Below are 24,533 nucleotides of genomic sequence, written 5' to 3'. Positions count from 1 at the left end.
ATAATATAGTCTATTTACGGACTTTGTCAAGTCGAAAAATCTTTTATAAATTGTATAATATATAAGCTTAAAGGAGTACTGATGATTGAATATTTACAAAAACAAAATGTCGATAATAAATTAATTGAAAAATTAGAAAAATATAGAAAAGAAAATGGACTTTTTGATGATCCTAGAGTTATAAAACCTGAGTTTAAGTATTATGGCAAAGAAGTTTTGGAAGAATCTATTTCAGCCTTGCTTGCCGGCAAAAATATTTTGCTAACAGGTGCAAAGGCTACTGGAAAAAATGTTTTGGCAGAAAATTTATCCTATCTTTTTGCTAGACCATCATGGAATGTATCTTTTCATGTAAATACAGATTTTTCATCACTTATAGGAGCTGATACTTTCAAAGATAATCAAGTTACTTTTAGAAAAGGCCCAATTTATGAAGCAAGCACGCGTGGTGGTTTTGCAGTTTTAGATGAGATAAATATGGCAAAAAATGAGGCGATTTCTGTTCTTCACGCAAGTCTTGACCACAGAAGAATTATAGATTTGCCAGGCTATGAAAAAATAAAATTAGATCCAAATACTCGATTTATTGCAACTATGAACTATGGTTATGTAGGAACTCGCGAAGTAAACGAAGCTTTGGCATCAAGATTTATGATTATTCATATGCCAAATATAACAAAAGAAAATCTCGACAAACTTTTGGCTGATACTTTTACAAAACTAAAAGAAGAATACAGAAAAGCCTTTATAGATATGTTTATTTCTCTTCAATTTAAGAGTGAAAATAACGAAATCTCAACAAAATCTGTCGATCTTCGCGGACTAATTTCTGCTATAGAAACTATGCAAATAGGATTAAATCCTTATGATGCAATCCTTATGGGCATTGCCAACAAATCTTTTGATGAATTTGAAAGAGAAATTGTAATTGATACCATAAAAACAAAAATTCCAAGTCAAATAAAAGAGAGCATTTTCAATGACTGACCAAAGGGAAAAAATAAGAGAATTTAATATAATTTGGGATTTTTCGCACAATTATAAATTTACTCCCAAAAAAACTTATCCTATGGACGAAGTCTACAAAAATATGGTACAAGGCTTTATTATAAAGACTTTCGATCTCAAAATGCTGGATTCCTTTTTCGCATATCTAAAAAAAGATAATCCCTTTTATGAGGACTTTGTCTTTATAACAAATTTGCTAATAGAAGAAATTTCCTATAAAGAATTAGCCAAAGAAAATTTGGTAATTGAAGATTTTAAAAAAGATTATGCAAGAAAAAAACTTAGAAAATATAGCTACCACCAGCCAAATAATCTAAAAGAACAAATTGAAAAAGCTTATTATGACAAAGTTTTTGGAAAGCCGATTATTGAAGGAGCTTTGTTTAGAGAAATTTATAGAGAAATTTTTGCAATAAATACCACCGACACAAATATCCTAATAGATAAGCTAAATAAGGTTTTTAAAAGTCATTTCAAATTTGAAAGAGGCAAAAAAGACCAAGGTCTTTTTGAAGAAATGGTAAAGGAAAATAAGGCTAAAGATTTTAAGGATAGTGAAAAATCTAAGGAATTTTCTGAAGATTTGATAAGAGAGCAATTTGCCATCGGCTCAGCAGAATTTACCGGAAATATTTATCTTGCTGAAAAGAAAAAAGATTTAGATAAAAATCTCTTGTTTTTAAATTCTTCTGATGATAATTACCATTCCTCAGATCAATTTATAGAAGATTTTTTTGGTAAATCTATATTAGCCAAAGAAAAGCTTCACGCCATTGAAAAAACTGTTGCAAAAGGCATACATTCTGGCAAAAAATTATATTTTACCAAGGGAGAATACTCTGACAAAGCTAACGCCAAATTTTACAAAAAAAATCGTCAAAAGCAATATGATAAAAACAAAAACTATATAGAAAATAATTTTGCAATCAACAACAGAAATATCAACGAACTTAGCCTTGCCATCAAAAATTCTCTTTTAACTTATGAAGATTTTGTCGATGTTAGGAAAAATTATGGAGAAATTGATTCTAGTAAAGTTTGGAAAGCCCCAATTCTTAACGACTACGATGTATTTAAAAATCAAGAATTAGACAATGTAAATAAATTTAAAATCGATTTATTAATAGATTCATCAGCCAGCCAAATAAAAAGACAGGAAATTCTTGCAAATCAAGCCTACATCATAGGAAAATCAATGGATAAAGTTGGAATACCAATTAGAATCATGGGCTTTTCAAGTCTTAGAGATCATACTATTTTTAATTTGTATAGGGATTATCAGGAAAAAAATAAAAATTTAGAAATTTATAATTTCTACGCTGCAGGATCCAACAGAGATGGATTTGCTTTTAAAACTATCCATGAATTGATCAAAAAAGAAAGCGATACAAAAAATATTCTAATAATTCTTTCAGATGGCAAACCCAACGACAAGAGATCTAATATCAATACCAAAAAACTAAAGGAAAAAGACCAATATCAGGGCAAAATCGCCGTAGATGATACTGCTTTTGAGATAAGAAATCTAAAAAATGACGGGATTTCGATACTTGCAGTCTTTACTGGCGAAGATGAAGATGTCAAAAATGCAAAGCTCATCTACAACAAAGATTTTGTGAGAATAACAAAATTAGAAAACTTTTCAAAAATAGTTTCAATTTTTATAAAAAATGAGATACTCAATAATTAAAGATGCAAAAAAATGAACTGACCTCTAATTTGAAAAAGTCAATTCATTTTCTAGCATCTTTTTATTTTTCTTTATTATTTTCTCGAGCTTTTGCAGATTTGTTGTTGGAATATAAATGTTTAGTAGCTTTTCTTTTTCTAAAATATTTATGGTAAATTACATTTATCAAATCCATAACTTCGTTAATTCTTGCAAGGAGAATTATTATTGCATAAACCAAGGCTGCAAGAGCTATGGATATTAGGATTGCAAGAACGTGGACCATAATCGGAGAAAGCAGGTTATACATTATATTTGCGACAAAGGCCATGGCAAAAGTTGCAAGACTAATCTTAAAAATAGAAATTACTGTGGTTTTAAATTTAAAACTTCCAAAATTATCCCTAAATTTATAGATCATAAGTGCTGAACCAATTATGGTTGAAATAACTGTTGCGTAAGCTAAGCCGTTAATAGCGAAAAATTGTATCAAAATTACGTTTAAGGCTATATTTATAACTTGTTGAATTACTACTATTATTACTGGAGTTTTGGAATCTCCTACTGAGTAAAATCCCCTATCCACAACATCTGTCAAAGATTGGAAAATTACAAATGGTGCGTAAGAAAACATAAGACTTGCAACTGCTATCGTATCTTCTGCGCTAAAAGCTTTTCTTTGATAAACCAATTCTATTATAGGATTTGCTAAAACCATCATGCCAATAGTTGCAGGAATTACCAAAAGCATAGTTGTTACAACAGCTGATGAAATTGTTTTTTTCATCGATTCAATTTTTCCAGCTTGACCAAGTTCGGCAATTTTTGGAAATAGAGCTGTTGTTATTGAAACTGTAATAACTCCAGTAATTAATGTTAGCATGGTTTTGGCATAAAATATTTTTGCTATAGAAGCTTTGCCAAAAAAAGCTGACGCCATAGAATTATCTACAATAATAGAAATTTCTCCAGCAGCTGATGAAATTATTACAGGAATTGCAATAATCATCAAATATCTTACATATTTATTTGAAAAATCGATTATCTTTTTGTGCTTGTAACCACTCTTTCTTGCTGCTCTTGGAAAGAAAATATATTGAAGAACATTTCCCAATAAACCACCGATAATTAACAAATAATAATCACCAGTAATCCCCGTTAGGACTGTAAAAATAATTATTATGATGTTCATTATAATACCGGTTATGGCTGGATTAAAGAAATCACCCTTAATGTTTAAGTATCCCCTAAAAACTGCGGAATAAAGATAAGCATAAACTGCAAGCATCATTATTCTAGTATAATCTGTTGCAAGATCTAGCCATTGACCGCTAAGATCAAGAGAAAGAATTTTTGCAAAAGGTCTGGCGAAAATAATACCAATTATCACAGCAATCGTGCCAAATAACATCAAAATATTAAAAATATTTGAAGTAAATTCCTCAGCTTCTTTTATACCAGCTTCGTTTTTTGCTCTATTGTAAATGGGAATAAATCCTGAAATTATGCCGACAGCTATGAAATTTGCCACAACTACTGGTAGGGTATTGGCTGTTGTATATATTGATTTTAGATCTCCTGCCCCAATATATGATGCCATAACAGCTTCTCTAACAAAACCAAATATTTTGGAAATAATTGTTATAAACATCAACATAAACGTCGTTTGACCCATAAAAACCTCACTTTTTGTTTTGTCTTTTTATTATATCTATTAATTTCTCATTTACAACATTTTACAAAAAAATTATATTTTTATCAAAAATTTCAAAGGTTTTAAAATCATCTTTATTGTGGGAAACTAAAATTATAGATTTTCCCTTAAAGTCTTCTTTAAAAAGTTTAATGATTTTAGCTTTGTTAGTATCATCAATTCCTGTAAAAGGCTCATCTAAGATCAAAATCTCTCCTTTGTAAAGAAAGGCTCTTGCTAAGCTAAGCCTTCTTTGGGTTCCTCCGCTTAATTTTTTGACAACTTGTCCATAATCTTTTATAGCAAATTTTTCTAAAACATCAATAGCCAAATTTTTATCATTTGTAAGCATTTTTAGATTATCAATAGCAGAAATTTCATCTACTAATCTATTTTCCTGAAAAACTACGGATATTCTTTTATAATCATTATAAATTTCCCCAGAATCTGGTTTTACAATTCCTAATATCATATTTATTATGGTAGTTTTTCCTATGCCAGATTTGCCAAAAAATCCAAAATTTTCGCCCTGCTTTATTTTAAAAGAAAGATTTTCGATGATTTTTTTATCGTAACTTTTGCTAATATTTACAAATTCAATCATCTTTTGCCTCCAAAAAGTGTCTTAATAATTTTTCTACAAAAATTGCTATAAGAATAATTGAAATTGTCCAAGCAAATAAAGATGGCATATCCAAATAAATTTTTGAATTGTAAAGATTTTTACCTATGGAGTTATCGGTTAGGGCTATTAGTTCAGCTGAAACTCCAGCCTTAAATATTAAGCCCGATATGGTTATTAGACTTGATGATAAAAATGGTTTTATTTTAACTTTATAGATATATTTGATTCTTTTAAGCTCTCCTATTTGATATATATCAGCCATTTGCAAAAGTCTTTTGTCTATGCTTTTTAATCCAGTATAGATATTTTGAAAAATAATTGGCATAGCCATTATAAAGCCAATATAAATTGATAAGTATTTTTTGTTTATCCAAAAAAGTAGAAACAAAACTATACTTGCTATCGGCGTTGACCTAAGAATTCTAATTATTGGATTTATAAAATCGTAAAAAAAATTAACTTTGTAGGAAAAATAAGCTAGAAAAATTCCTCCTATTATTGAAATTACAAATCCAAATAAGATTTTACTTGTCGAATTAAATAGACTTATATAAAATTCTTTTTCTCTTAATAATTGTAAAAATCTATTAAATACAAGAAGAGGAGATGGTAAGAGTATCTCCTCGTTGATCAAACTAGCAAGTATTTGCCAAATTATTATCCAAATAATTGGAATTATAAATTTTTTTAACTTATTTTGTGTAATAGAAGTCATCTTCTGGTAAAGATCCACCCACTAATTTAGGATTAAAATCATATAAATCTTTTAAGTGTTTTTCCATCATAGTTTTCATTTCTTCGCCTGCTATATATTTTAAAGCAAGCTTTGGCAAAGCATTTTTTGCAACTTCTTCTGGCATTATCTCGTATTTGCCTAGTAATTTTGCTGTGCCTTCCACATCAGAATTTGCTTTTTCAATTGAAGCCTTGTAGGTTTCTAGGAATTTATCAGCATCTATATTTTCTAAATATTCACTTCTTGCTACTAATACAGCAGAAATAAGTGGTGAACCGGTTGCTTTTTCATATAAATCATTTATATCAATTGCTACTTTTGATCCTTCTAATTTCATCAATACCTTTGTAACCATTGGTTCTGGAAGCAAAGCCACTTTAGCTTCTTTTGCTATCATTTTTTGGGCAACTTCACTAGCTTCAGATAAAAATTCTATCTTAAGATCATCTTCACCATAGCCATTTGCTTTTAAAACTTCCTGTATTGCTATATCTGGAGTTGCACCTTTTGCTGATGCATATAAAGTTTCGCCACTTTTTACTAAATCATCAAGGCTATTTATGTTCATATCAGGACTTTCTACAATATACAAAACACCAAGATTATTGATAGCTAAAACTTTGATTTTGCCTTGGGTTTTGTTATAAAGAGCTGCTGCTAAATTTGGAGGAATTATTGCACTGTCAACTTCTCCAGAAACTATTTTTGGAATTACTGCATCTGGTGCTCCATCTACTGATTCGTTAAAGCTAAAAGTCCCTTCACCATTTTTGGATTCTTCTACCATATTTATGGCACCAGCACTTGTTGGACCAGCAAGCATGGCAAGGTTTACATCATATTGCTTAGCTTGTTTATCAGGCTTTTCTTCTTTTTTATCTTCAGTAGTATCGGCAGTTTCTTTTTGCTCTACTTTTTCTTCTTCTTTACTTTCTTCTTGTTTAACTTCATTATTGCTTTGGTCAGCTTTATTTGAATTTTGATTAGCACATCCTATCAAAGCTAGGGATAGCAATATTATTAATGATTTATTTTTAAATTTCATTTTTGGCTCCTTCTTTAATTATCTTATTTTTTTATTTTTTTTGAAATTTTTTATCATCTGGTCTATCAGCTTCTGGAATATTTATATTATCAGCAGGAGATTTGAAATCAGATTTTTTGGCAAAGGCTCTTACTTCTTTGGCAGTTTTTGTTTCTGATCTAACCACTCCAGGTCCACCAACACAACCACCACTACAAGCCATTCCTTCTATTAATTTTCCGTTCATTTTGCCAAATTTTGCCATTTGTGCAAGCTTAAAACACTCATGTAGGCCTTCAGCTTTTTCTATATCCAATTTGATATCTGGATTTATTTCTTTGGCTCTTTTTTCTACAGCATCGGCAACTCCACCGCTTACTGCATAAGCTCTTCCAGTTTCTGATGCATCCATCATCTTATCAGAAATTTCTATTTCTGATGGTTCTATGCCTTTTGCCAAAAACATTCCTAAAAGTTCTTCATAAGTTATTACAAAGTCAATTACTTCAGCCACTTCTTTTTCTAAAGCTTCAAGTTTTTTAGAAATACAAGGACCTATGAATACTACTTTTGATTCTGGATCGCGTTTTTTTAGCTGTAAACCTGTATAAATCATTGGAGTTGAGGATTCTGATATATATTCATTTATTTCAGGGAATTGATTTCTAACCATCATTTTCCATGAAAAACAACAGCTAGTTCCCATAAAAGGAAATTGACCAGTTGGTACTTTTTCAAGATATTCATGAGCTTCGTTCATTGTTGTTAAATCAGCTCCAAGACCAACTTCTATAACATCTCTAAAACCTAAAAGTTTTATTGCTTCTTTTATTTGTTCTGGGCTAACATTTACGCCAAATTGGCCTACAAAAGAAGGCGCCAAAATTGCATAAAGGTGTTTATCTGCTTGAATTGCCTTTATTAGTTGATATATTTCTGATTTATCTGAAATTGCACCAAAAGGACAAGTGCTTATGCATCTACCACAAGCAACACATTTTTCTTCATCTATATCTGCTCTGCCAAGTGTATCAGATTTTATAGCTTTTACTCCGCAGCTTTCAGCACAAGGTCTTTTTTGATGATTTATAGCATTATATGGACAAGCATCTACGCATTTGCCACACTTGATACATTTTTCTTGATTTATAATTGAACCTTTAGCGGTGAAAGTCACAGCATTTTTTGGACAAACATTTACGCAAGGATGTCCTATACATGCCTTACATTGATCAGTAACTGTCACCCTGTTTTCTGGACAAGCTTCGCAAGCTATTTTTATTACGCTTACCAAAGGAGGATGATAAATTCTTTGATTTACATCCATTTGATCAAGTCCATCTGTTACAGCGTCTGTTTTATCAGCAGTTCTTGCATCAAGACCTATTCCCATTCTAAGTCTTTCGCCCATTACTGCTCTTTCTCTAAAAATATTTTCCCTATATGTTGCAGATTCTCCTGGCAAGATATTATAAACTTCTAGGGCAATATCTGTTATAGGCCTATTTTCATAAGCAATTTTTGCTATATGCTCGAAAGCCATTCTTCTAATATTTAGTATGTCTATATAGGATTCTTTCATCTTTAACCTCTTTAGTTTTCCCCATCATTAGGCTTACATTCGTTAAAAATATGTTCCATCAAAACTTCAGGCTTTGCTTTTTTGTAATATGTATCGTCGATTTTTGCAAAAGGTGCAGATCTTTCTGGATTCTCACACTCTTTCATTATGTTTTTGTATTCTATGTCAATTTCTGGTGGATTCCCCAAATTTTCCATTTCAAAAGCAATTTTCAAATCTTCTTTTACCAAATTAACTGAATCGTATAAAAATTCATTCCCTGCTGCAGTGCATCTGGCACACGAACAAATTGTAACTTTCATTTTCGCCTCCTTCTCTCCTTAAATTGTATCAAAAAAAAAGCCCACTAGCAATTAAATAATTTTTTGCTAATAGGCTAAATATTACTTGTCTTTTTTTAGTGGAATCTCTATTATAAATTTACTTCCCTTATTTATTTGAGATTTTATTCTTATTTGGTAACCTAAATGCAAGCAAATATGCTTTACAATAGATAGGCCAAGACCAGTTGATTTTTGATTTCTTTTTCTGGATTTATCCACGACAAAGAATCTTTCAAAAATCCTTTCTGTATCTGCTTCTTCAATTCCAATTCCCGTATCTTCTATTATGAGATCATAGTGATTTTCTTCTAGTTTGTAATCGACTATTATTTTTCCTGCAAATTTGTTATATTTTATGGCATTTTCATAAATATTTGAAACTAGGTCATAAAATAAATATTTTGAGGTTAATATTCTAAAAGAATCTATATTATTTGTTATTTCTATATTTTTTTTGTTGCTTATGCTCTTAAATTTTTCTATTGTTGCTGTTACAACTTTTGAAATATCAACTTCTTTATAATCTTTATCAAAATCTTCTTCATCAAGCTTTGAAATTTTTAATATATCATCTATTATTTGTAAAAGCCTGTTCCCCTCATCATAAATGATATTGGCAAATTTACTTATATCTTCATCTTTTGCCAAGCCATTTCCTATAAGCTCTGCATAACCATTTATAGATGTTAAAGGACTTTTTAGCTCATGACTAACATTTGCCGAAAATTCTCTACGCATTTGTTCTGCTATCTTATCCTTGCTATTGTCAACAATTATCATAGATATAGATTTTTTTCTAGCACTTATTAATGGATCTATATAAATACGCAAATAATATCCATTTATTTTTATATCAAGATATTTACTTCTTTTTAGTATTAGTGACTCTTTTAAGGCTAAGACATATTCTCTATCATCTATAAGATCATAAAGTTTTACATTTTTATCAACAGACAAATATTTTTTTGCAGAATCATTTATTAGTTCAATATTCCCCAAATCATCAAAAAGAATAAAACCCTCTTTCATATTGCTAGTGATACTTATAAAACCAGTTAGTCTTTCGTAAAGACTTGATTTTTCTTCTTTCAAATCATCAATTCTTTGAATGTAAGGGTTAAATATATCTACAAGATCCATATATTTTTTATCATCAATATTTTCCCTAATATTATAGATTTTAAGACCATCAAAATAATTATCTATATCGCTATCAATCGTATCGTCGATATAAATAAACATTACAAATCCAAGGAATAGAAAACATAAAAATATTGGTAAAGAAAAATAAAAGCTTAAATTATAAACTCTTGTAATTGCTAATATGCCCTCGTTTTTACCTGTATAAGTAAGCCTATATGTCAAAAAACCTTGATTTGTTTTTAGTTTTTGGTATGGAGATTCTTCTTTTTTTGCCTCAAAATTATTTACAATCCTCCCCATATTTAATTTCTCAGGATTATAGTAAATATCTTTGTTTTCGTTTACATAAACTAATTTATAGATCTTTGACGTATTATTAAATTGTTCTAAAGTTGATATAAAATCAGCACTAGTTTCTCTAGGTAAAAGAAAACTCAAAGTATTTTCACAAAAATTACTTTGAGCATCTTTTTTATTTTTTACTTGAAAAAAACTGCTAATTAAAAATGAAAACAAGAGTGTTACTATCAAAAGAGTTTTCATTTTTTTACTTGCTAGATTTTTCATATTTCTCCAAATTTGTAGCCTAAATTTCTAATCGTCTTGATTAATTTTCCAGCATCTAATAATTTGCTTCTTAAAGATGCTATATGAACATCGACTGTTCTTGTCTCACCTTCGTAATCATAACCCCAGATTTTTAATAAAAAATCTTCTCTTGTTATTACATTACCGATATTATTCATTAAAAACAAGAGCATTTCAAATTCTTTGTATGTTAAATCTATCAATTCGCCGTCAACTTTTACGGTTCTTTTTTTGGTATTTAGACTTATATTGTTGTACCTAATATGGTCAGTATCTTTTTTACTTGAACGTCTTAAAATTGCCTTTACCCTTGATAAGAGTTCAAGAATTGAAAATGGCTTGGTTATATAATCATCAGCACCAGATTCTAAGCCCATTACCTTATCAAATTCATCGGTTCTTGCAGTTAATAGAATTATTGGAATATCAGAAAATTCTCTAATTTCATTTAGAATTTCAATTCCATCTTTACCAGGAAGCATTATATCAAGAATAATAAGCTCACCAGCATTTTCTCTTACAACATCAACTATATCTAGACCATCAGCAAAAGTTTTTACCTGGTAAGATTTTTCGCTTAATGCGTATTCTATAAGATTTCTAATTGACTTATCATCCTCTACTACATATATCATTTATAACCTCGTTGCCAAATCTCCAACTCTTGCCAAGCGATCTCCTAGTCTTTCAAAATATTTATACAATAAGACTTTCTCAGATAATTCAATCGCATCAATTGAGTTTTGCTTATTTAATTGTGCTATATAATTTATAGCTTCTACAAACAAATGATTGTTAATTTCATCATCTTCCATGGATTTTAAGGCCAAATCATTGTCTATAGTAACAAAACTTGTTATTGAATCTTTTGCCATTTTCTTTTGATTGGCTAAGAATCTTTTAATAAAATCTTCTTCTTTGTCATCAAGTTTATATTCTAACATAATATTGGAAGCTTGGGAAAGGTGACTTGCCATTCTCTTGTAGGTGCTGGCAAGTTTTATACTCATTTGTAAAAATCTTAAATCACTTGCAACTGGTTGTTGTAAGGCTAGTAATTCAAAGCAAAATCTTTCTATTTCGGAAGCATTCATGGTTATATCATTATCCAGATCGACAACTTCTTTAAGATTTCTATTATTATTATTTTCCAAATATAGATCAATTTTGTCATAGCATAGGATAATTAGCTCCATTAGCTCCTTATCCATATCTTTTAATGAATTTAAATCGTTATTATATCTATTTCTCATAGTATCAACCAAACCTTCCTGTAATGTAATCTTCAGTTCTTTTATCTCTTGGATCTTCAAAAATCTTTTTTGTTGCATCCATTTCAATAACTTCTCCAGTTAAGAAAAATGCAGTTTGATCAGAAATACGAGCTGCTTGTTGCATATTATGGGTTACTATAACTATGGTATAATTGCTTTTTAGACTATCCATCAAATCTTCAATTGCAGCTGTAGATATAGGATCTAGGGCGGAAGTTGGCTCATCCATTAGTATGATTTGTGGTTTTACAGAAAGAGTTCTTGCTATGCAAATTCTTTGTTGTTGACCACCTGAAAAAGATAGGGCATTTTGATCTAACTTATCTTTTACTTCATCCCAAATAGATGCTTGCTTTAGGGAAGTTTCAACAATTTCATCTAAAGTATCTTTATCCTTTATCCCATCAAGCTTTGGTCCATAAGTTAAGTTATCATAGACTGATTTTGAAAAAGGGTTTGGAGATTGAAAAACCATTCCCACATTTCTACGAAGTTTAACTACATTGACATCTTTTTTGTATATATCATTGCCGTTAATTTCTATAAGACCTTCAATTTTGCAATCATCAACAAGATCATTCATCCTATTAAAACATTTTAAAGTTGTTGATTTACCACATCCTGATGGTCCTATAAAGGCTGTTACTTGACCTTTTTTTATATCCATATTTACTTTCTTTAGTGCTTGGAAATTACCATAGTATAAATCTAAATCTTTTACTAATATTGAAGTTTCAAGATCTGAAAACTCATTTTTCCTATCTAAAGTATGGACTGATTTTTTATTGTTTTCACTTGTTTGATCAACAACGTTTGCTGTCGATGTATTCAAAGTTTTATTTTCCATTTTATCTCCTATATCATTTTCTATTTTACTAAAGACTTGGTTATTTTACTAGATATCCAGTTAATTAGAATAACAAATACCAATAGTAATACCGCTGTAGCATAAGCTTCATTTACATGAAATCCTTCTGAAGAAAGCATAAACATGTGTACAGCTAGTGTTCTTGCAGAGTTTCCTATTGTCTTTGGTATGGAAGGTTCGCTGCCCATGGTATAAATTAGGGCTGCAGATTCTCCAACAATTCTACCGGTAGATAGAAATATACCACCTAAAATTCCATCCATTGCTTCTGGTATTACAACTTTAAATATTGTTTGAATCTTAGTTGCTCCTAAAGCTAGGGAGGCGTGTGCTTGCAAAGGATTAACTGTTAATATTGCTTCTTCTGTCGTTCTAATAATAGTAGGCAAAATCATTATCGCCAAAGTTAAACAACCAGCTATTAGTGAATAATTTAAACTAAGAGTTTTTACAAAGAATAAATAACCAAATAGTCCATATACAATAGATGGTATAGAAGATAAGATCTCGGTTGCAAATCTAATTGCCTTTATAAAAATTTTATTTTTTGCATAGTTAGATAGATAAATTGCTGTAAAAATACCTATAGGCAAAGTTATTAGCAAAGTTAATATAATTGTAAACAAGGTTGATATTAATGCTGGCATTACCGAAACATTGGTAGATGTATATTTCCATTCAAAAATAGAAGGTGAAATATTCGGTATACCTTCAAATAAGATATAAATTATAATTATCCCAGCAAAAGTATATGCCAATATTGTGAAAATCCACACAAAAAATTTATAAGCTTTTGTCATAAATACTCCTAGTCTAATTATAATTTTTTATTGCTTCTATCTCTTATGATATTAAAGATAATATTAATCAATAATATAAAGAAGAATAGAACCATACCAGTTGCTATTAGGGATTGTCTGTGCATTCCTGATGCGTAGCCCATTTCAAGGACTATATTTGTTGTAAGTGTTCTAGCTCCTTGAAAGATTGAAAGAGGCATTCTTGGTTGGTTACCAACTACTAAATATACTGCCATTGTTTCACCTATAGCTCGTCCTATGGCAAGAATTATTGATGAGAAAATTCCACTTTTTGCATAAGGTACCATAACGTGATGGATGGTTTCTTCTTTTGTTGCTCCCAAGGCCAATGATCCATGATAAAAAGATTTTGGTACTTGACGAAGAGAGTTTTCTGATATATTTACCATAGTAGGTAAGATCATTATGCTAAGTAATAATGAAGCTGTAAACATATTGTATTGATCTTTAATATGCAAACCATTACTAACGATTGGTGCTAATACTACCATAGCAAAAAATCCATAAACTACTGATGGTATTGCCGCTAATAAATTTACTAATGCTTTGAGAAACTTATAACTTTTATCAGCATAATAAGCCATAAATATTGAAACAGCCAAGCCAAAAGGCAATGCTATGATGGTTGATACTACTGTTACAATAATTGATCCTACAATCATTGGCAAAATTCCAAAACTTGCAGGCTTTGCTATAGGAGCCCATTTATCTCCTGTTATAAACGGAACAAGTCCGTATTTACTTATAAAACCAAATCCTGCTCTAAAGATGAAGAATATGATCAAGGCAATAAGTACTACGGACATTGCTGCTGATATAAGGAATAAGATTTCTCCAAATCTTTCCTTAAAACTTTTCATTTTTTATTTTAATTCTCCAGTATTTTTAATTTCTCCAGCAAAGATTTGTTTTAATTGATCCATTGTTAGATCCTCGACTTTGCTTTCTTTGTTAACAACAACTGCTATACCATCTGTAGCAATTACTTCTGCTTTAAGTTGTTCTTTTTCTTCATCTTTTAATTCTCTACTTGCCATAGCAATTTGAGCTACATCATCTATACAAGCTTCAATACCTGCAGAAGAACCGTTAGATTGAATTTCTATTGTTACATCTGGATTTAGTGCTTCATAAGCTTCTTTGAATTTTTCCATTAAAGGAGTTACTGATGTAGAACCAGCTACTGTTAGTGTTCCTTTTAGTCCTTCAGTTTTGCTATATTCTTTAGCATCCTTAATTGCTATATATCCTTCATCTGTTACGATTTTTTGAGCTTCAGTAGACATGCAATATGCTAAGAAATCTTTTGCCAAATCATCAATCTTATCTTCTTTGTAAGCAAGGTTAAATGGTCTAGAAATTTTGTAATCACCTTTTACAATGTTTTCTTCTGTTGCTTCAACGCCTTCAACTTTAACAGCTTTAATTGTATCATTTAGTGAACCTAAAGAAATATAACCTATTGCTTTTGGGTCTTGAGCTACTGCTGTCATAACACCATTTGTTGAATTTTGTACTATAGCATCAACTGTTGTATGATCTTCTTTGCTTCCATCATCTTTCTTTTCTTCAAGACCAACTAATTCGATGAAAGCTCCTCTTGTTCCTGAGCCTTCTTCTCTTGATACTACTGCAAAATCATAATCTTCTGCGTTAGCTGTATCTTCTGTTTTTGCATCTTCTGTTTTTGTATCTTCTGTTTTTGCATCTTCAGCTTTAGTATCTGTTGATTCTGTTGCTGGTTTTTCTTCTTTATTTTCTGTTTTAGCATCGTTGTTACCACAAGCACTAAGAATCAATCCTAATGAAAGTGCTGCTACAATAATTTTTGAGTTTTTGATTTTCATAAAATCTCCTTATAGTTTGATTTATTTTTTTCTTTCTTATTGTAGTTTACAATTCATATATATAAATTGATTAAAGCTTTTGTAAAGTTTATGTAAAATTTTACATTTACATAATTATCTAATCTTTTTTTATTCTAGACTTAGGCATGTAGAAATTACTTATCTTCTTCCTTTTCTGGAATTAATAGATTCATGAAAAATGCAAATATAGTTGTCAAAACTACTGGTGATGAGCCTATTGCTACTTCTAAGGATTGTGGCATAAAAGTTACTCCTGCATTGTGAGCTGCTGTAACTACTTGTGTAAAACCAAAGCCTATGGCAACAGAAACTCCTACTATATAAGTATTTCTCATAGAAAGTGGTTGGCTTGTTATCATTCTAATTCCATTCATTGTTATAGCTGCAAATACAGAAATTGTAGCTCCACCTATAACTGGGAAAGGAATTGTAAGTAAAAGTGATGAAAATTTTGGTACAAGACCTGCTATTAAAATCATTATTGATGCTGATATAAAGACTTTTTTGTTAATAACTTTATTTATTGATACAATTCCTGCATTTTGTGAAAAAGTTGCAGTTGGCAAAGTTCCTATGAAAGATCCAATAATATTTGCAACAGAAAATCCAATTATTCCGCCACGTAGTTCATCGCTTGTTGCAGGTCTATTCATTCCACCTACAGTTGTTGAATTCATATCACCAATTCCCTCTATACAAGTAACTATAAAAATAATTATAAAGGCAGCTATGGCAGATCCTTCAAATCTAATGCCAAAATGTAGAGGACTGGCAATTGAAAACCATCCTGCATTTGCTACAGGGGATAAATCTACGTAGCCCATAAAAAACGCTAAAATATAACCAACTATCATTGACAATAGTACAGATGCTAGAGAAATCATACCTTTGCCAAAATGAGTAAAAATAATATTAGTCAAAAGAGTAACGGCAGCTATAAGCCAATATTGCCAAGCTCCCCAACCAGCCATGCTTAGATCTCCACCACCGCCCATGTAATTTAGGGCAACTGGATAAAGAGAAAGTCCAATTGATAAAACGACCGTTCCAGCTACAAGTGGTGGAAAATATGGCAAAACATATTTTAGAGCATAACCAAAAACTAAAGAAACAATTGAAGCAATAAGCTGAGCTCCAAGAACAATTGCTACAATATTTATAGGTCCTAAAGTTTGAAATTGCCCTGATAGAGCTATCATTGTCGGCACATAAGAAAAACTAACTCCATAAATCATAGGAAGTTTGCTGCCAACAAGCTTAATTGGCCCATACAAAATAAGTAGGGTTGTAAGTGCTGATCCTATCAAAGACATTTGAACTAACAAAATTGAATCGCTATTATCAAGTCCTGCAGCTCCTGCAAAAATAAGAGTTGGGGCAATACAGCCTGCGATCATAGCTATCAAATGCTCAAAAGCAAGTGGTAAAGATTGTTTTAAGCTGACATCTTTATCATAAGTAAATAAATTCGAATAAGACTTTTCCATTTTCTCTCCTAAAATAAAATATTAATTTCTTAATGAAATTATGATATCATTTTAATACAAGTAGGATTAATATTTTTTAATTTTATTGGGATTTTAAAAAATATTTTCTTATTTTCTATGCTTTCTCTTCAAAAGCTTGACATAAGCTATTATAAAATTATAATTTATTAGTAAAATAAAAGTTAAAGAGGTTATATGACAAGAATTAAAATTCCAAAAGGATATGAATCTGATAAGGATTTATATACTACACAATTATTGATAAAAGAAATAAAAGATTATTTTCAAATAAATTTAGCAAACAATTTAAACTTAAAGAGAGTTTCTGCTCCCTTGTTTGTTTCCCACAATTCTGGACTAAATGATAATTTAAATGGCTATGAAGGTCCGGTTATTTTTGATCTGCCAAACGCCAATAACCAAGAGTTAGAAATAGTCCATTCTCTTGCAAAATGGAAACGCTATGCCCTTAAAAATTACAATTTTAAGATGCACGAAGGTTTATATACAGATATGAACGCCATTAGAAGATGTGAAATTCCCGATAATACCCACTCATTTTATGTTGATCAATGGGACTGGGAATTAATCATTGACGAAAGTGATAGAAATGAGGAGTTTCTAAAAAAAATAGTTAATATTATTTATAGAACGCTAAAATCTTTAGATGAGTATTTATCGACCCTAGTTCCTACTAGAAGAAAACTATTAAAAGATCAAATTACTTTTATTACAAGCGAAGAACTCTTACAAAGATATCCAGACAAAACTCCAGAAGAAAGAGAAAGGCTTGCCGTTAAGGAATTTGGAGCAATCTTCCTTATGCAAATTGGAACAACTTTAAGTAACGGAGAAAAACACGATAATAGAGCTCCAGATTATGACGATTGGCTTTTAAATGGAGATATTATCGTCTATGATGAAGTTTTAGATGACCAATTAGAATTATCCTCCATGGGCATTAGAGTAAATCCTAGTAGGCTAAATGAACAGCTAAAACTTTCTGGGAATTTGGAAAGATTAAAATACGATTACCACAGAATGCTATTAGACGGCGAACTTCCACTTACAATTGGTGGAGGAATTGGTCAATCAAGAATTTGTATGTTTTTCTTGCAAAAAGCTCATATAGGCGAAGTTCAAGTTTCCTATTGGCCAGATGAAGATAGGAAATTATTGTCAAATAAGGGTATATATTTGTTGTAAAATAAAATGGCTGAGCATTTCATTATCAGTGCTTGGCCATTTTTAACATTAATTTTATTTACTCAAAATTTTGTATTTCTTCTATAAATATATCACCATACTGGATTAATTTTTTATCTCCAACTCCTTTTACTCTTAGAAATTCTTCCTTATTTTTTGGCTTTATTGTCGCCATTTCTTTTAGTGAAGCGTCAGAAAAAATGATAAAAGGTGGGATATTTCTTTTTCTTGAAAGATCTAACCTCACTTTTTTTAGATGGATAAAAAGTTTGTCGTCGTAGATTTTATCCATATTATTATTTTTTGCTTTTTCTTCTTTTTGCCTATCTTCTTTTACGTTATTTATATAAATCTTAGCCCCATCAAATAAAATATCCTTGGATTTTTCTGTAAGTTTTAGTATTGGATAAGTCATCCCTGAAACTTTTATAAATCCATCAGCTACCAAAACTCCTATTAGATCTTTGATATATTTGTCAGAACTTTCTTTCATAAGTCCAAAAGTAGAAATAGCTTTTAAATTTTTATCTCTTGAATTTTTGTTATTTTTTCCTCTTAGACAGTCAATAATGGTATTTTGTCCATATCTTTGGTCAAGTCTATATATAGTGGATAAAATTTTTTGGCTATCGATACTTGCATCGATTTTTTCGACATCTCCCAAGCAATTTGAGCAATTATTACAAGTTTTAGGGGCTTTCTCGCCAAAATATTCCAAAATAAAAGATCTTAGACAAGAAGTTGTATTGACATAATTTATAATAATTTGCAATTTTTCCAGCTGATATTTTTTAAATTTTGCATTATTTGTTTGATTTATGAGAAATTTATTTAAAATTATATCTTGAGAATTATAAAGCAAAATACAATCGCTAGCTTCCCCATCTCTACCTGCTCTACCTGCTTCTTGGTAGTAGGATTCTATATCTTTTGGCATATTAAAATGGATTACATATCTAACATTACTCTTATCAATGCCCATGCCAAAGGCGTTGGTTGCAACAATTATCTTTTTTCTTTCAAAAATAAAGTCATCTTGGCTTTTGTTCCTGGTTTTTTCACTTAAACCTGCATGGTATTTGCTTACATCAAAACCCAAATTTTTTATAAATTTATAAAGGCTATCTACTTTTTTTCTTGTTGCTGCATAAATTATCCCAGAATCATCTTTGTGATTTTCTAAATATTCTTTGATAAAGCTTAATTTATCCTTGGGTTTTTTTACCAGAAATCTTAGATTTTCCCTATCAAAGCCTGTAACTTTTACAAAAGGATCTGCTAATTTTAGATTGTTGATAATGTCATCTCTAACTTCTTTTGTCGCAGTTGCAGTAAAGGCAGCTTTGGGAATATTTGGCAAATATTCGTAAATTTCTGGTATTAATTTATAAGAAGGCCTAAAATCATGACCCCATTGGCTTATGCAATGAGCTTCATCTACTGCCAAAAAGGAAATTTTTATTTTTTTGATAAATTCTCTGAAAAATTCATTTTCTAATCTTTCTGGAGAAATATATAAAATTTTAATTTGTCCATTTTCTAATTCTTTTAGGCTATTTACATATTGGTCAAAAGATTGGCTGGAATTTATATAGCTTGCCCTAATCCCATCTTGACAAAGGGAGTCAACCTGATCTTTCATTAGCGAAATTAAGGGTGAAATTACAAGTGCAGTCCCTTTCATCATAAGTGCCGGCAATTGATAGCAAATAGATTTGCCTCCTCCAGTTGGCAAAACTCCCAAGACATCTCTTTTTGCCAAAATATTTTCTATTATTTCCTCTTGACCAGACCTAAAAGAGTCAAAGCCAAAGTATTTTTTTAAATTTTCTTTTAATAAGTTTTTTTCCATAGTGCTAAAAAAAATAATTAACTTCCTTAGAAGCTAATTATTTCTTCTCCATTTTAATTTGTGCCTTGATTATTTGAAGGTGTCAAAGAGTCATTAGAATCTTGATTTTCTTCATCGTCTTCGACATTTATATAATCGTATTTTGATTCTTCTTTTTTCTTTGGTTTGTTGGTAATATATTCTTCTTTTTCCAAGATTGCTCCCTCGCCTTTGTTAAAGACAATATTTCCCACCTTGGTTTTTAGAGCAATATCTTTTTCAACTTTATTATCCTTAGTAAACCCATCTTTTATATTTCTATAAGAAACATTGCCAAAGATAAAATTACCTATATCCAAACTTGCTTTTACATTGTAATTATCAAGGCTATCAGTTGATTTTATTATAATATTGCCAGTTTGAGTGGAAAAATCGGATCTTGGCCCAAGTTTTCCATCTTCTATAATTATATCTCCAACATTTGTGGCAAGTTTTGTATTTAACAATTCTGTTTTAACAAGGCTAATATCGCCTGCTTGGTTAGATACATTGCCGCCAAAAAACGAATTTTCAAAACTAATATTGCCACTTTTTACATTCAAATCCAAATCTCTAACTTCAAGATCGGTTATTTTTACATCTCCAGCTCCAATATTTGCTTTGATTTCATCAATTGCCTTATCAGATGGTAAGAAAATACGAACTATTTGAGTTTTGTTTTTCATATTAAGTTCTTTGCCGACGATATTGCTTTTAAGTTTTAATTCTCCCTTTTCATAAGAAACATCAAGAGTGTATTGGTTTTCATCTCCTCTGTAAAGGTGAGTGTATTCCACATAAGGATTTGTTGTTGATTTTTGTATTCTTAAATCGGCAGTTTTTAGATCGATATTAATTTTTTTAATCTGACTTAAATCAACTCTCATAATATTTGAACCATTATAAGAATTTTCATCTATTATTTTGCTTGTTGCAGGATTATTGTTTTTTGCTGCTTCATGCTTATTAAAATAAAATAGTCCAACTATTGCGATAATTGCGACAATCACAAGTATTGCAATATTTTTCTTTTTTCTTCCGCTAAAAAATTTTTTATAATTTTTTGCTTGAACTCTTATTTTTTCTTCGTCATTATTTTCTAAATTTTCATCTATTATTTCTTTATTTTTATTATCTTCCATAACTTACCTCTGGGCTTTTCTGGCTTGATATTCCATAATCATTAAAAAACTTGTTAGGGAAAAAATCCAAATTATATATCTTTCATTAATTTTATCATTTGTGATAAAAACTTTGTATATATAAGTATAAATTTGGCTTATTTTTCTCTTAAATATGTATTTTTCTAATAAAAATCCTATTGATGCGATATTAAAAAATGCAAGTCCTAAATAAAATATAGTTTTTGCAAGCTTTAACTTTTCTTTTCTAATATAAATTGATAAAAGAAATATTACAAGACTTACAAAACCAGTCAAAATAAGAATATTTGACCCCTTAGAGAAAAAATATAAGGAAATCGCCGAAAACATTAGCAAAATCGCCTTCATTTCGCTTAGTAAATTGCCCTTATTTTCACTGGTCTCACTCATAATTTATACTCCAAAGATAAAGTCCATTTGGACTTAAAGTAGGATTTGCTCTTTTTTTGTTTGTCGGCAGAAAATATTCCTTAAATTCATCAAGGCTAATCCTTGATCTTCCAAGCTCTATTAGGCTTCCTGCCATTATCCTCACTTGATTGTGTAAAAAACTATTGGCCCTAAAATAAAATATTAATTTCGATCCTTCTTCTTCTAAATAGCAATCATCGATAGTTCTTATTGTATTTATTTCTAAATCCTTATCAACTCTCATAAAAGCCTTAAAATCGTGTTCTCCTTTTATAATTTCAAGACCATCTTTAATTTTTTCTAAATCAAGTTTGTAGGTTATTTGCTCCATATAATTTCTATATACTGGGTGCATAATTTTATCCCTACATATAACATACTTGTAAGTCTTATCTTTTGCAGAAAATCTTGCATGAAAATTTAAATCAACTTCTTTAGCAGAAATTGCAAGTATATCATCTGGTAGATAGGGATCTAAATGAAAATTAAAAGAAGATGGATTTATCTTACTTGCAGTTAGAAAATTTACATATTGGCAAAAAGCGTGAACTCCTTTGTCAGTTCTTCCAGCTGCTATTATTCTATTGTTTTCACCTGTTACCTTATGGATTGCTTTTTTTAGTTCGTCTTCTACATTTCTATGGTCATTTTGTGATTGATAGCCGTGAAAATTGCTCCCATCATAGGCTATTTCTAGCAAAATATTTTTTATCATATATATCTTAAAATAATAATTACAAGACAAAATCCTAAAAACAAGAATAAAGTCAAATAATCAGTTTTTTCCATAAATATTTCATTAAGCTTAGTTCTTTCTTCACCAATTCTATAAAGTCTTGCTTCCATGGCAGTTGCCAATTCATCAGATCTGTTAAAAGAATTTAGAAACAAAGGAACCAAAAGAGGAACCATAGATACTGCCCTATTTATTATATTTCCAGATTCAAAATCAGCGCCTCTTGCCATTTGCGCCATTTTGATTTTGTTAGCTTCATCAAAAAGAGTTGGTATAAATCTTAAAGATATAGAAATCATCATAGCTAGCTCTCCTGCTGGAAAGCCAAAGCGTTTCAAAGGCGAAAATAATTTTTCCAAACCATAAGTTAACTCCATTGGACTTGTCGTATAGGTTAAGATCGATGTGGAAATTATAATTAGAATAAGTCTTAGCATAGTAAAAGCAGTTCTATATATCCCCTCATCTGTGATATTTAATGGCCCAACTTTTAATAAAACATTTCCTGGTGTTGTAAATAAATTTATTACAGCGGTAATTACTATAATAAAAATCAAAGGTTTTAAAGATTTTACTACACTTTTTATAGGAATTTTTCCAATGTGAACCATCAGGCCTACAAGTATTACGAATGGAATGAAGTTTATTAAATTATCTACAAAAAATATTGTTATAATAAAGGCGAATACGCCTATAATTTTTACCCTGGGATCTAATCTATGAATAAAGGTATCATAGGGTAAATATTGACCAATGCTAATTTTATTCATTTTTAACTCCCAAATATCTGGACAATTCTTCTACTGCATCGTCGATTGTGTAAATATCATCTGCTATTTCATGACCCTTTTTTTTATAAGCTCTCATAAATTTTGCAATTTGTGGTATATCTAAGCCAATTTTTTCAAGATCTACTTTATTGAAGGTATCGTAGGTTGAATTATCGCTATAAAGTTCTCCCTTGTTTAAAACAATTACCCTGTCCACGTAATTTGCCACATCTTCCATAGAGTGGCTAACCAAGACTATGGTAAGTTCTGGGTCATTGTTGTAAATATTCATAATTTCAGCAAATATTTCCTTACGTCCAACCGGATCAAGACCTGCTGTTAGTTCATCTAGGACAAGAACTTTTGGATTCATAGAAATAATTCCTGCAAGAGCTACCCTTCTTTGTTGACCGCCAGAAATTTCAAATGGAGAAATATCCTTATACTTCTCATAGTTAAGACCAACTTTATTCATGGCAAGTTCAACTCTTTTTTGAATTTCATCTTCCGAAAGTTTCATATTTTTAGGACCAAAGCCTATGTCTTTTTCTATTGTTTCCTCAAATAGTTGATGTTCTGGATATTGAAATACAAGGCCTACCTTAAATCTTATATCGCGTCTTTTTTCCTTATCTTTGGTGGATATACCATCAACAATAACCTCGCCATTTGTTGGAATTAATAGTCCATTTAGTAGTTGGACTAGGGTTGATTTTCCAGATCCTGTTTGACCTATCAAGCCTATGATTTCATGGCTTTTTATATTTAGATTGATATTTTTTAGAGCGTAAACTTCTCCAGGAGAGCCTTGATTATAAATATAATCTACATTTTTAATTTCTATATTCATATGCTTTGCAAAAACTCCTCAATATTAAGAGGTAGATGTTTAAAATCTACCCCTCTTAGTCTTAATTCATAAGCAACTTCTGTAACTTGAGGAACTGACAAACCCAAATCTTTCATGCGTTTTACTTGACTAAATACTTCTTTGGCACTTCCCTCTAAGGCTTTTTTGCCCTTATCTAAAACTATTATCTTATCTGCGATTATCGCTTCTTCCATATAATGAGTTATATAAATTATTGTTTTACCATAATTCTTATTTAGATCTTCTACTAATTTTATAACATCTTTTCGACCTTGTGGGTCAAGCATTGCCGTCGGTTCGTCAAAAACTATATAGTCAGATAGCATGGCTATTACTCCAGCTATTGAAACTCTTTGTTTTTGTCCGCCGGAAAGTGTGGCTGGACTTCTTTTTTTATAATCTATCATTCCAACTTGTTTAAGTGCACTGTCTACACGATTTCTAAGCTCTGGATTAGGAATTTTTAGATTTTCAACTCCAAAAGCAACTTCTTCTTCAACAGTTGTCGCAACCATCTGGTTATCAGGATTTTGAAAAACCATGGAACATTTTTTTCTTACATCCCATATCTTGTCGTGATCTTTGGCATTAATCCCATCAACGTAAATATCTCCAGATGTTGGTACAATTTGAGCGTTGATTAATTTTCCCAAAGTTGATTTTCCTGATCCATTGTGGCCTAAGATTGCCACAAATTCACCCTTATTTATATCTATATTTAATCCATCAAGGGCAAATTTTTTATTTTCTTCATCACTTGATGGATATGCATAAGTTAAATTTTCTATCTTAATCAT

General features: G+C 30.4%; 24 protein-coding genes. 3 read left to right on the top strand and 21 right to left on the bottom strand.

Going from position 1 to position 24,533, the window contains the following annotated elements; genetic code table 11:
- Positions 1 to 81 precede the first annotated feature (81 nt).
- Both CS884_RS10295 and CS884_RS10290 read left to right on the top strand, forming a co-directional pair.
- A complete protein-coding gene (locus tag CS884_RS10295; protein ID WP_099321722.1) occupies positions 82 to 987 on the top strand; it encodes an AAA family ATPase in 906 nt (301 codons plus the stop codon).
- A complete protein-coding gene (locus CS884_RS10290) occupies positions 980 to 2,698 on the top strand; it encodes a hypothetical protein (protein WP_099321721.1) in 1,719 nt (572 codons plus the stop codon). The genes CS884_RS10295 and CS884_RS10290 overlap by 8 nt, the downstream gene beginning before the upstream one ends.
- A 61-nt stretch (positions 2,699 to 2,759) precedes the next feature.
- On the opposite strand, the gene murJ is transcribed toward CS884_RS10290, so the two are convergent.
- From murJ to CS884_RS10220, 14 genes are all read right to left on the bottom strand, one after another.
- Positions 2,760 to 4,352, bottom strand: a complete 1,593-nt coding sequence (gene murJ / locus CS884_RS10285; RefSeq protein WP_099321720.1) for a murein biosynthesis integral membrane protein MurJ — start codon at positions 4,350 to 4,352, stop codon at positions 2,760 to 2,762.
- Positions 4,353 to 4,413: 61 nt separating this feature from the next.
- A complete protein-coding gene (locus CS884_RS10280) occupies positions 4,414 to 4,974 on the bottom strand; it encodes an ATP-binding cassette domain-containing protein (RefSeq protein WP_099321719.1) in 561 nt (186 codons plus the stop codon).
- Positions 4,967 to 5,710, bottom strand: a complete 744-nt coding sequence (locus CS884_RS10275; RefSeq protein ID WP_099321718.1) for an ABC transporter permease — start codon at positions 5,708 to 5,710, stop codon at positions 4,967 to 4,969. Before CS884_RS10275 ends, CS884_RS10280 begins: the two co-directional genes overlap by 8 nt.
- Positions 5,688 to 6,776: an ABC transporter substrate-binding protein gene (locus CS884_RS10270; RefSeq protein WP_180753329.1), complete on the bottom strand. Its 1,089-nt coding sequence runs from the start codon at positions 6,774 to 6,776 to the stop codon at positions 5,688 to 5,690. Before CS884_RS10270 ends, CS884_RS10275 begins: the two co-directional genes overlap by 23 nt.
- A gap of 31 nt (positions 6,777 to 6,807) precedes the next feature.
- Entirely contained in the window at positions 6,808 to 8,337 is a 1,530-nt protein-coding gene (locus tag CS884_RS10265) for a 4Fe-4S dicluster domain-containing protein (RefSeq protein WP_099321716.1), read from the bottom strand.
- Between the two features lie 11 nt (positions 8,338 to 8,348).
- Positions 8,349 to 8,639, bottom strand: coding sequence for a hypothetical protein (locus tag CS884_RS10260; protein WP_099321715.1), 291 nt, complete (start codon positions 8,637 to 8,639; stop codon positions 8,349 to 8,351).
- 81 nt (positions 8,640 to 8,720) lie between these two features.
- Entirely contained in the window at positions 8,721 to 10,370 is a 1,650-nt protein-coding gene (locus tag CS884_RS10255) for a cell wall metabolism sensor histidine kinase WalK (protein ID WP_099321714.1), read from the bottom strand.
- Positions 10,367 to 11,026, bottom strand: a complete 660-nt coding sequence (locus CS884_RS10250; protein ID WP_099321713.1) for a response regulator transcription factor — start codon at positions 11,024 to 11,026, stop codon at positions 10,367 to 10,369. Before CS884_RS10250 ends, CS884_RS10255 begins: the two co-directional genes overlap by 4 nt.
- A complete protein-coding gene (locus CS884_RS10245; protein ID WP_099321712.1) occupies positions 11,027 to 11,644 on the bottom strand; it encodes a PhoU domain-containing protein in 618 nt (205 codons plus the stop codon).
- Positions 11,645 to 11,648: 4 nt separating this feature from the next.
- The gene (gene pstB, locus CS884_RS10240) at positions 11,649 to 12,512 is read right to left on the bottom strand and encodes a phosphate ABC transporter ATP-binding protein PstB (protein ID WP_099321711.1); all 864 of its coding nucleotides are present in this window, start codon (positions 12,510 to 12,512) and stop codon (positions 11,649 to 11,651) included.
- Between the two features lie 20 nt (positions 12,513 to 12,532).
- Positions 12,533 to 13,333 (bottom strand): phosphate ABC transporter permease PstA, encoded by an 801-nt coding sequence (gene pstA, locus CS884_RS10235; RefSeq protein ID WP_099321710.1) that lies wholly within the window; start codon positions 13,331 to 13,333, stop codon positions 12,533 to 12,535.
- 17 nt (positions 13,334 to 13,350) lie between these two features.
- Positions 13,351 to 14,214 (bottom strand): phosphate ABC transporter permease subunit PstC, encoded by an 864-nt coding sequence (gene pstC, locus CS884_RS10230; protein ID WP_099321709.1) that lies wholly within the window; start codon positions 14,212 to 14,214, stop codon positions 13,351 to 13,353.
- A gap of 3 nt (positions 14,215 to 14,217) precedes the next feature.
- A complete protein-coding gene (locus tag CS884_RS10225; protein WP_099321708.1) occupies positions 14,218 to 15,201 on the bottom strand; it encodes a substrate-binding domain-containing protein in 984 nt (327 codons plus the stop codon).
- Between the two features lie 155 nt (positions 15,202 to 15,356).
- Positions 15,357 to 16,709, bottom strand: coding sequence for a uracil-xanthine permease family protein (locus CS884_RS10220; protein WP_099321707.1), 1,353 nt, complete (start codon positions 16,707 to 16,709; stop codon positions 15,357 to 15,359).
- A gap of 195 nt (positions 16,710 to 16,904) precedes the next feature.
- On the opposite strand from CS884_RS10220, the gene asnA reads away from it, so the two are divergent.
- Positions 16,905 to 17,915: an aspartate--ammonia ligase gene (asnA, locus tag CS884_RS10215; RefSeq protein WP_099321706.1), complete on the top strand. Its 1,011-nt coding sequence runs from the start codon at positions 16,905 to 16,907 to the stop codon at positions 17,913 to 17,915.
- Between the two features lie 58 nt (positions 17,916 to 17,973).
- Here the strand turns inward: asnA and recQ are convergent, their stop codons facing one another.
- The 7 genes from recQ to CS884_RS10180 are packed head-to-tail and all read right to left on the bottom strand — an operon-like array spanning position 17,974 to position 24,533.
- Positions 17,974 to 19,767 (bottom strand): DNA helicase RecQ, encoded by a 1,794-nt coding sequence (gene recQ, locus CS884_RS10210; RefSeq protein WP_099321705.1) that lies wholly within the window; start codon positions 19,765 to 19,767, stop codon positions 17,974 to 17,976.
- A gap of 53 nt (positions 19,768 to 19,820) precedes the next feature.
- Positions 19,821 to 20,927, bottom strand: a complete 1,107-nt coding sequence (locus tag CS884_RS10205) for a DUF4097 family beta strand repeat-containing protein (RefSeq protein WP_099321704.1) — start codon at positions 20,925 to 20,927, stop codon at positions 19,821 to 19,823.
- Between the two features lie 3 nt (positions 20,928 to 20,930).
- Positions 20,931 to 21,338, bottom strand: a complete 408-nt coding sequence (locus CS884_RS10200; protein ID WP_099321703.1) for a hypothetical protein — start codon at positions 21,336 to 21,338, stop codon at positions 20,931 to 20,933.
- Positions 21,331 to 22,074 carry a tRNA pseudouridine(38-40) synthase TruA gene (gene truA / locus CS884_RS10195; protein WP_099321702.1) on the bottom strand — a complete coding sequence of 248 codons (744 nt, stop codon included), beginning with the start codon at positions 22,072 to 22,074 and terminating at the stop codon, positions 21,331 to 21,333. The genes CS884_RS10200 and truA overlap by 8 nt, the downstream gene beginning before the upstream one ends.
- Positions 22,071 to 22,865 (bottom strand): energy-coupling factor transporter transmembrane protein EcfT, encoded by a 795-nt coding sequence (locus tag CS884_RS10190; protein WP_099321701.1) that lies wholly within the window; start codon positions 22,863 to 22,865, stop codon positions 22,071 to 22,073. The genes truA and CS884_RS10190 overlap by 4 nt, the downstream gene beginning before the upstream one ends.
- Positions 22,858 to 23,715, bottom strand: a complete 858-nt coding sequence (locus tag CS884_RS10185; protein WP_099321700.1) for an energy-coupling factor transporter ATPase — start codon at positions 23,713 to 23,715, stop codon at positions 22,858 to 22,860. The genes CS884_RS10190 and CS884_RS10185 overlap by 8 nt, the downstream gene beginning before the upstream one ends.
- Positions 23,712 to 24,533 (bottom strand): energy-coupling factor transporter ATPase, encoded by an 822-nt coding sequence (locus CS884_RS10180; RefSeq protein ID WP_099321699.1) that lies wholly within the window; start codon positions 24,531 to 24,533, stop codon positions 23,712 to 23,714. The genes CS884_RS10185 and CS884_RS10180 overlap by 4 nt, the downstream gene beginning before the upstream one ends.

Source organism: Anaerococcus sp. Marseille-P3625 (assembly GCF_900232825.1).
GTDB lineage: Bacteria > Bacillota > Clostridia > Tissierellales > Peptoniphilaceae > Anaerococcus.
Note: the sequence above shows the minus strand (reverse complement) of the source record. Positions and strands in the feature narration are given on the sequence as shown.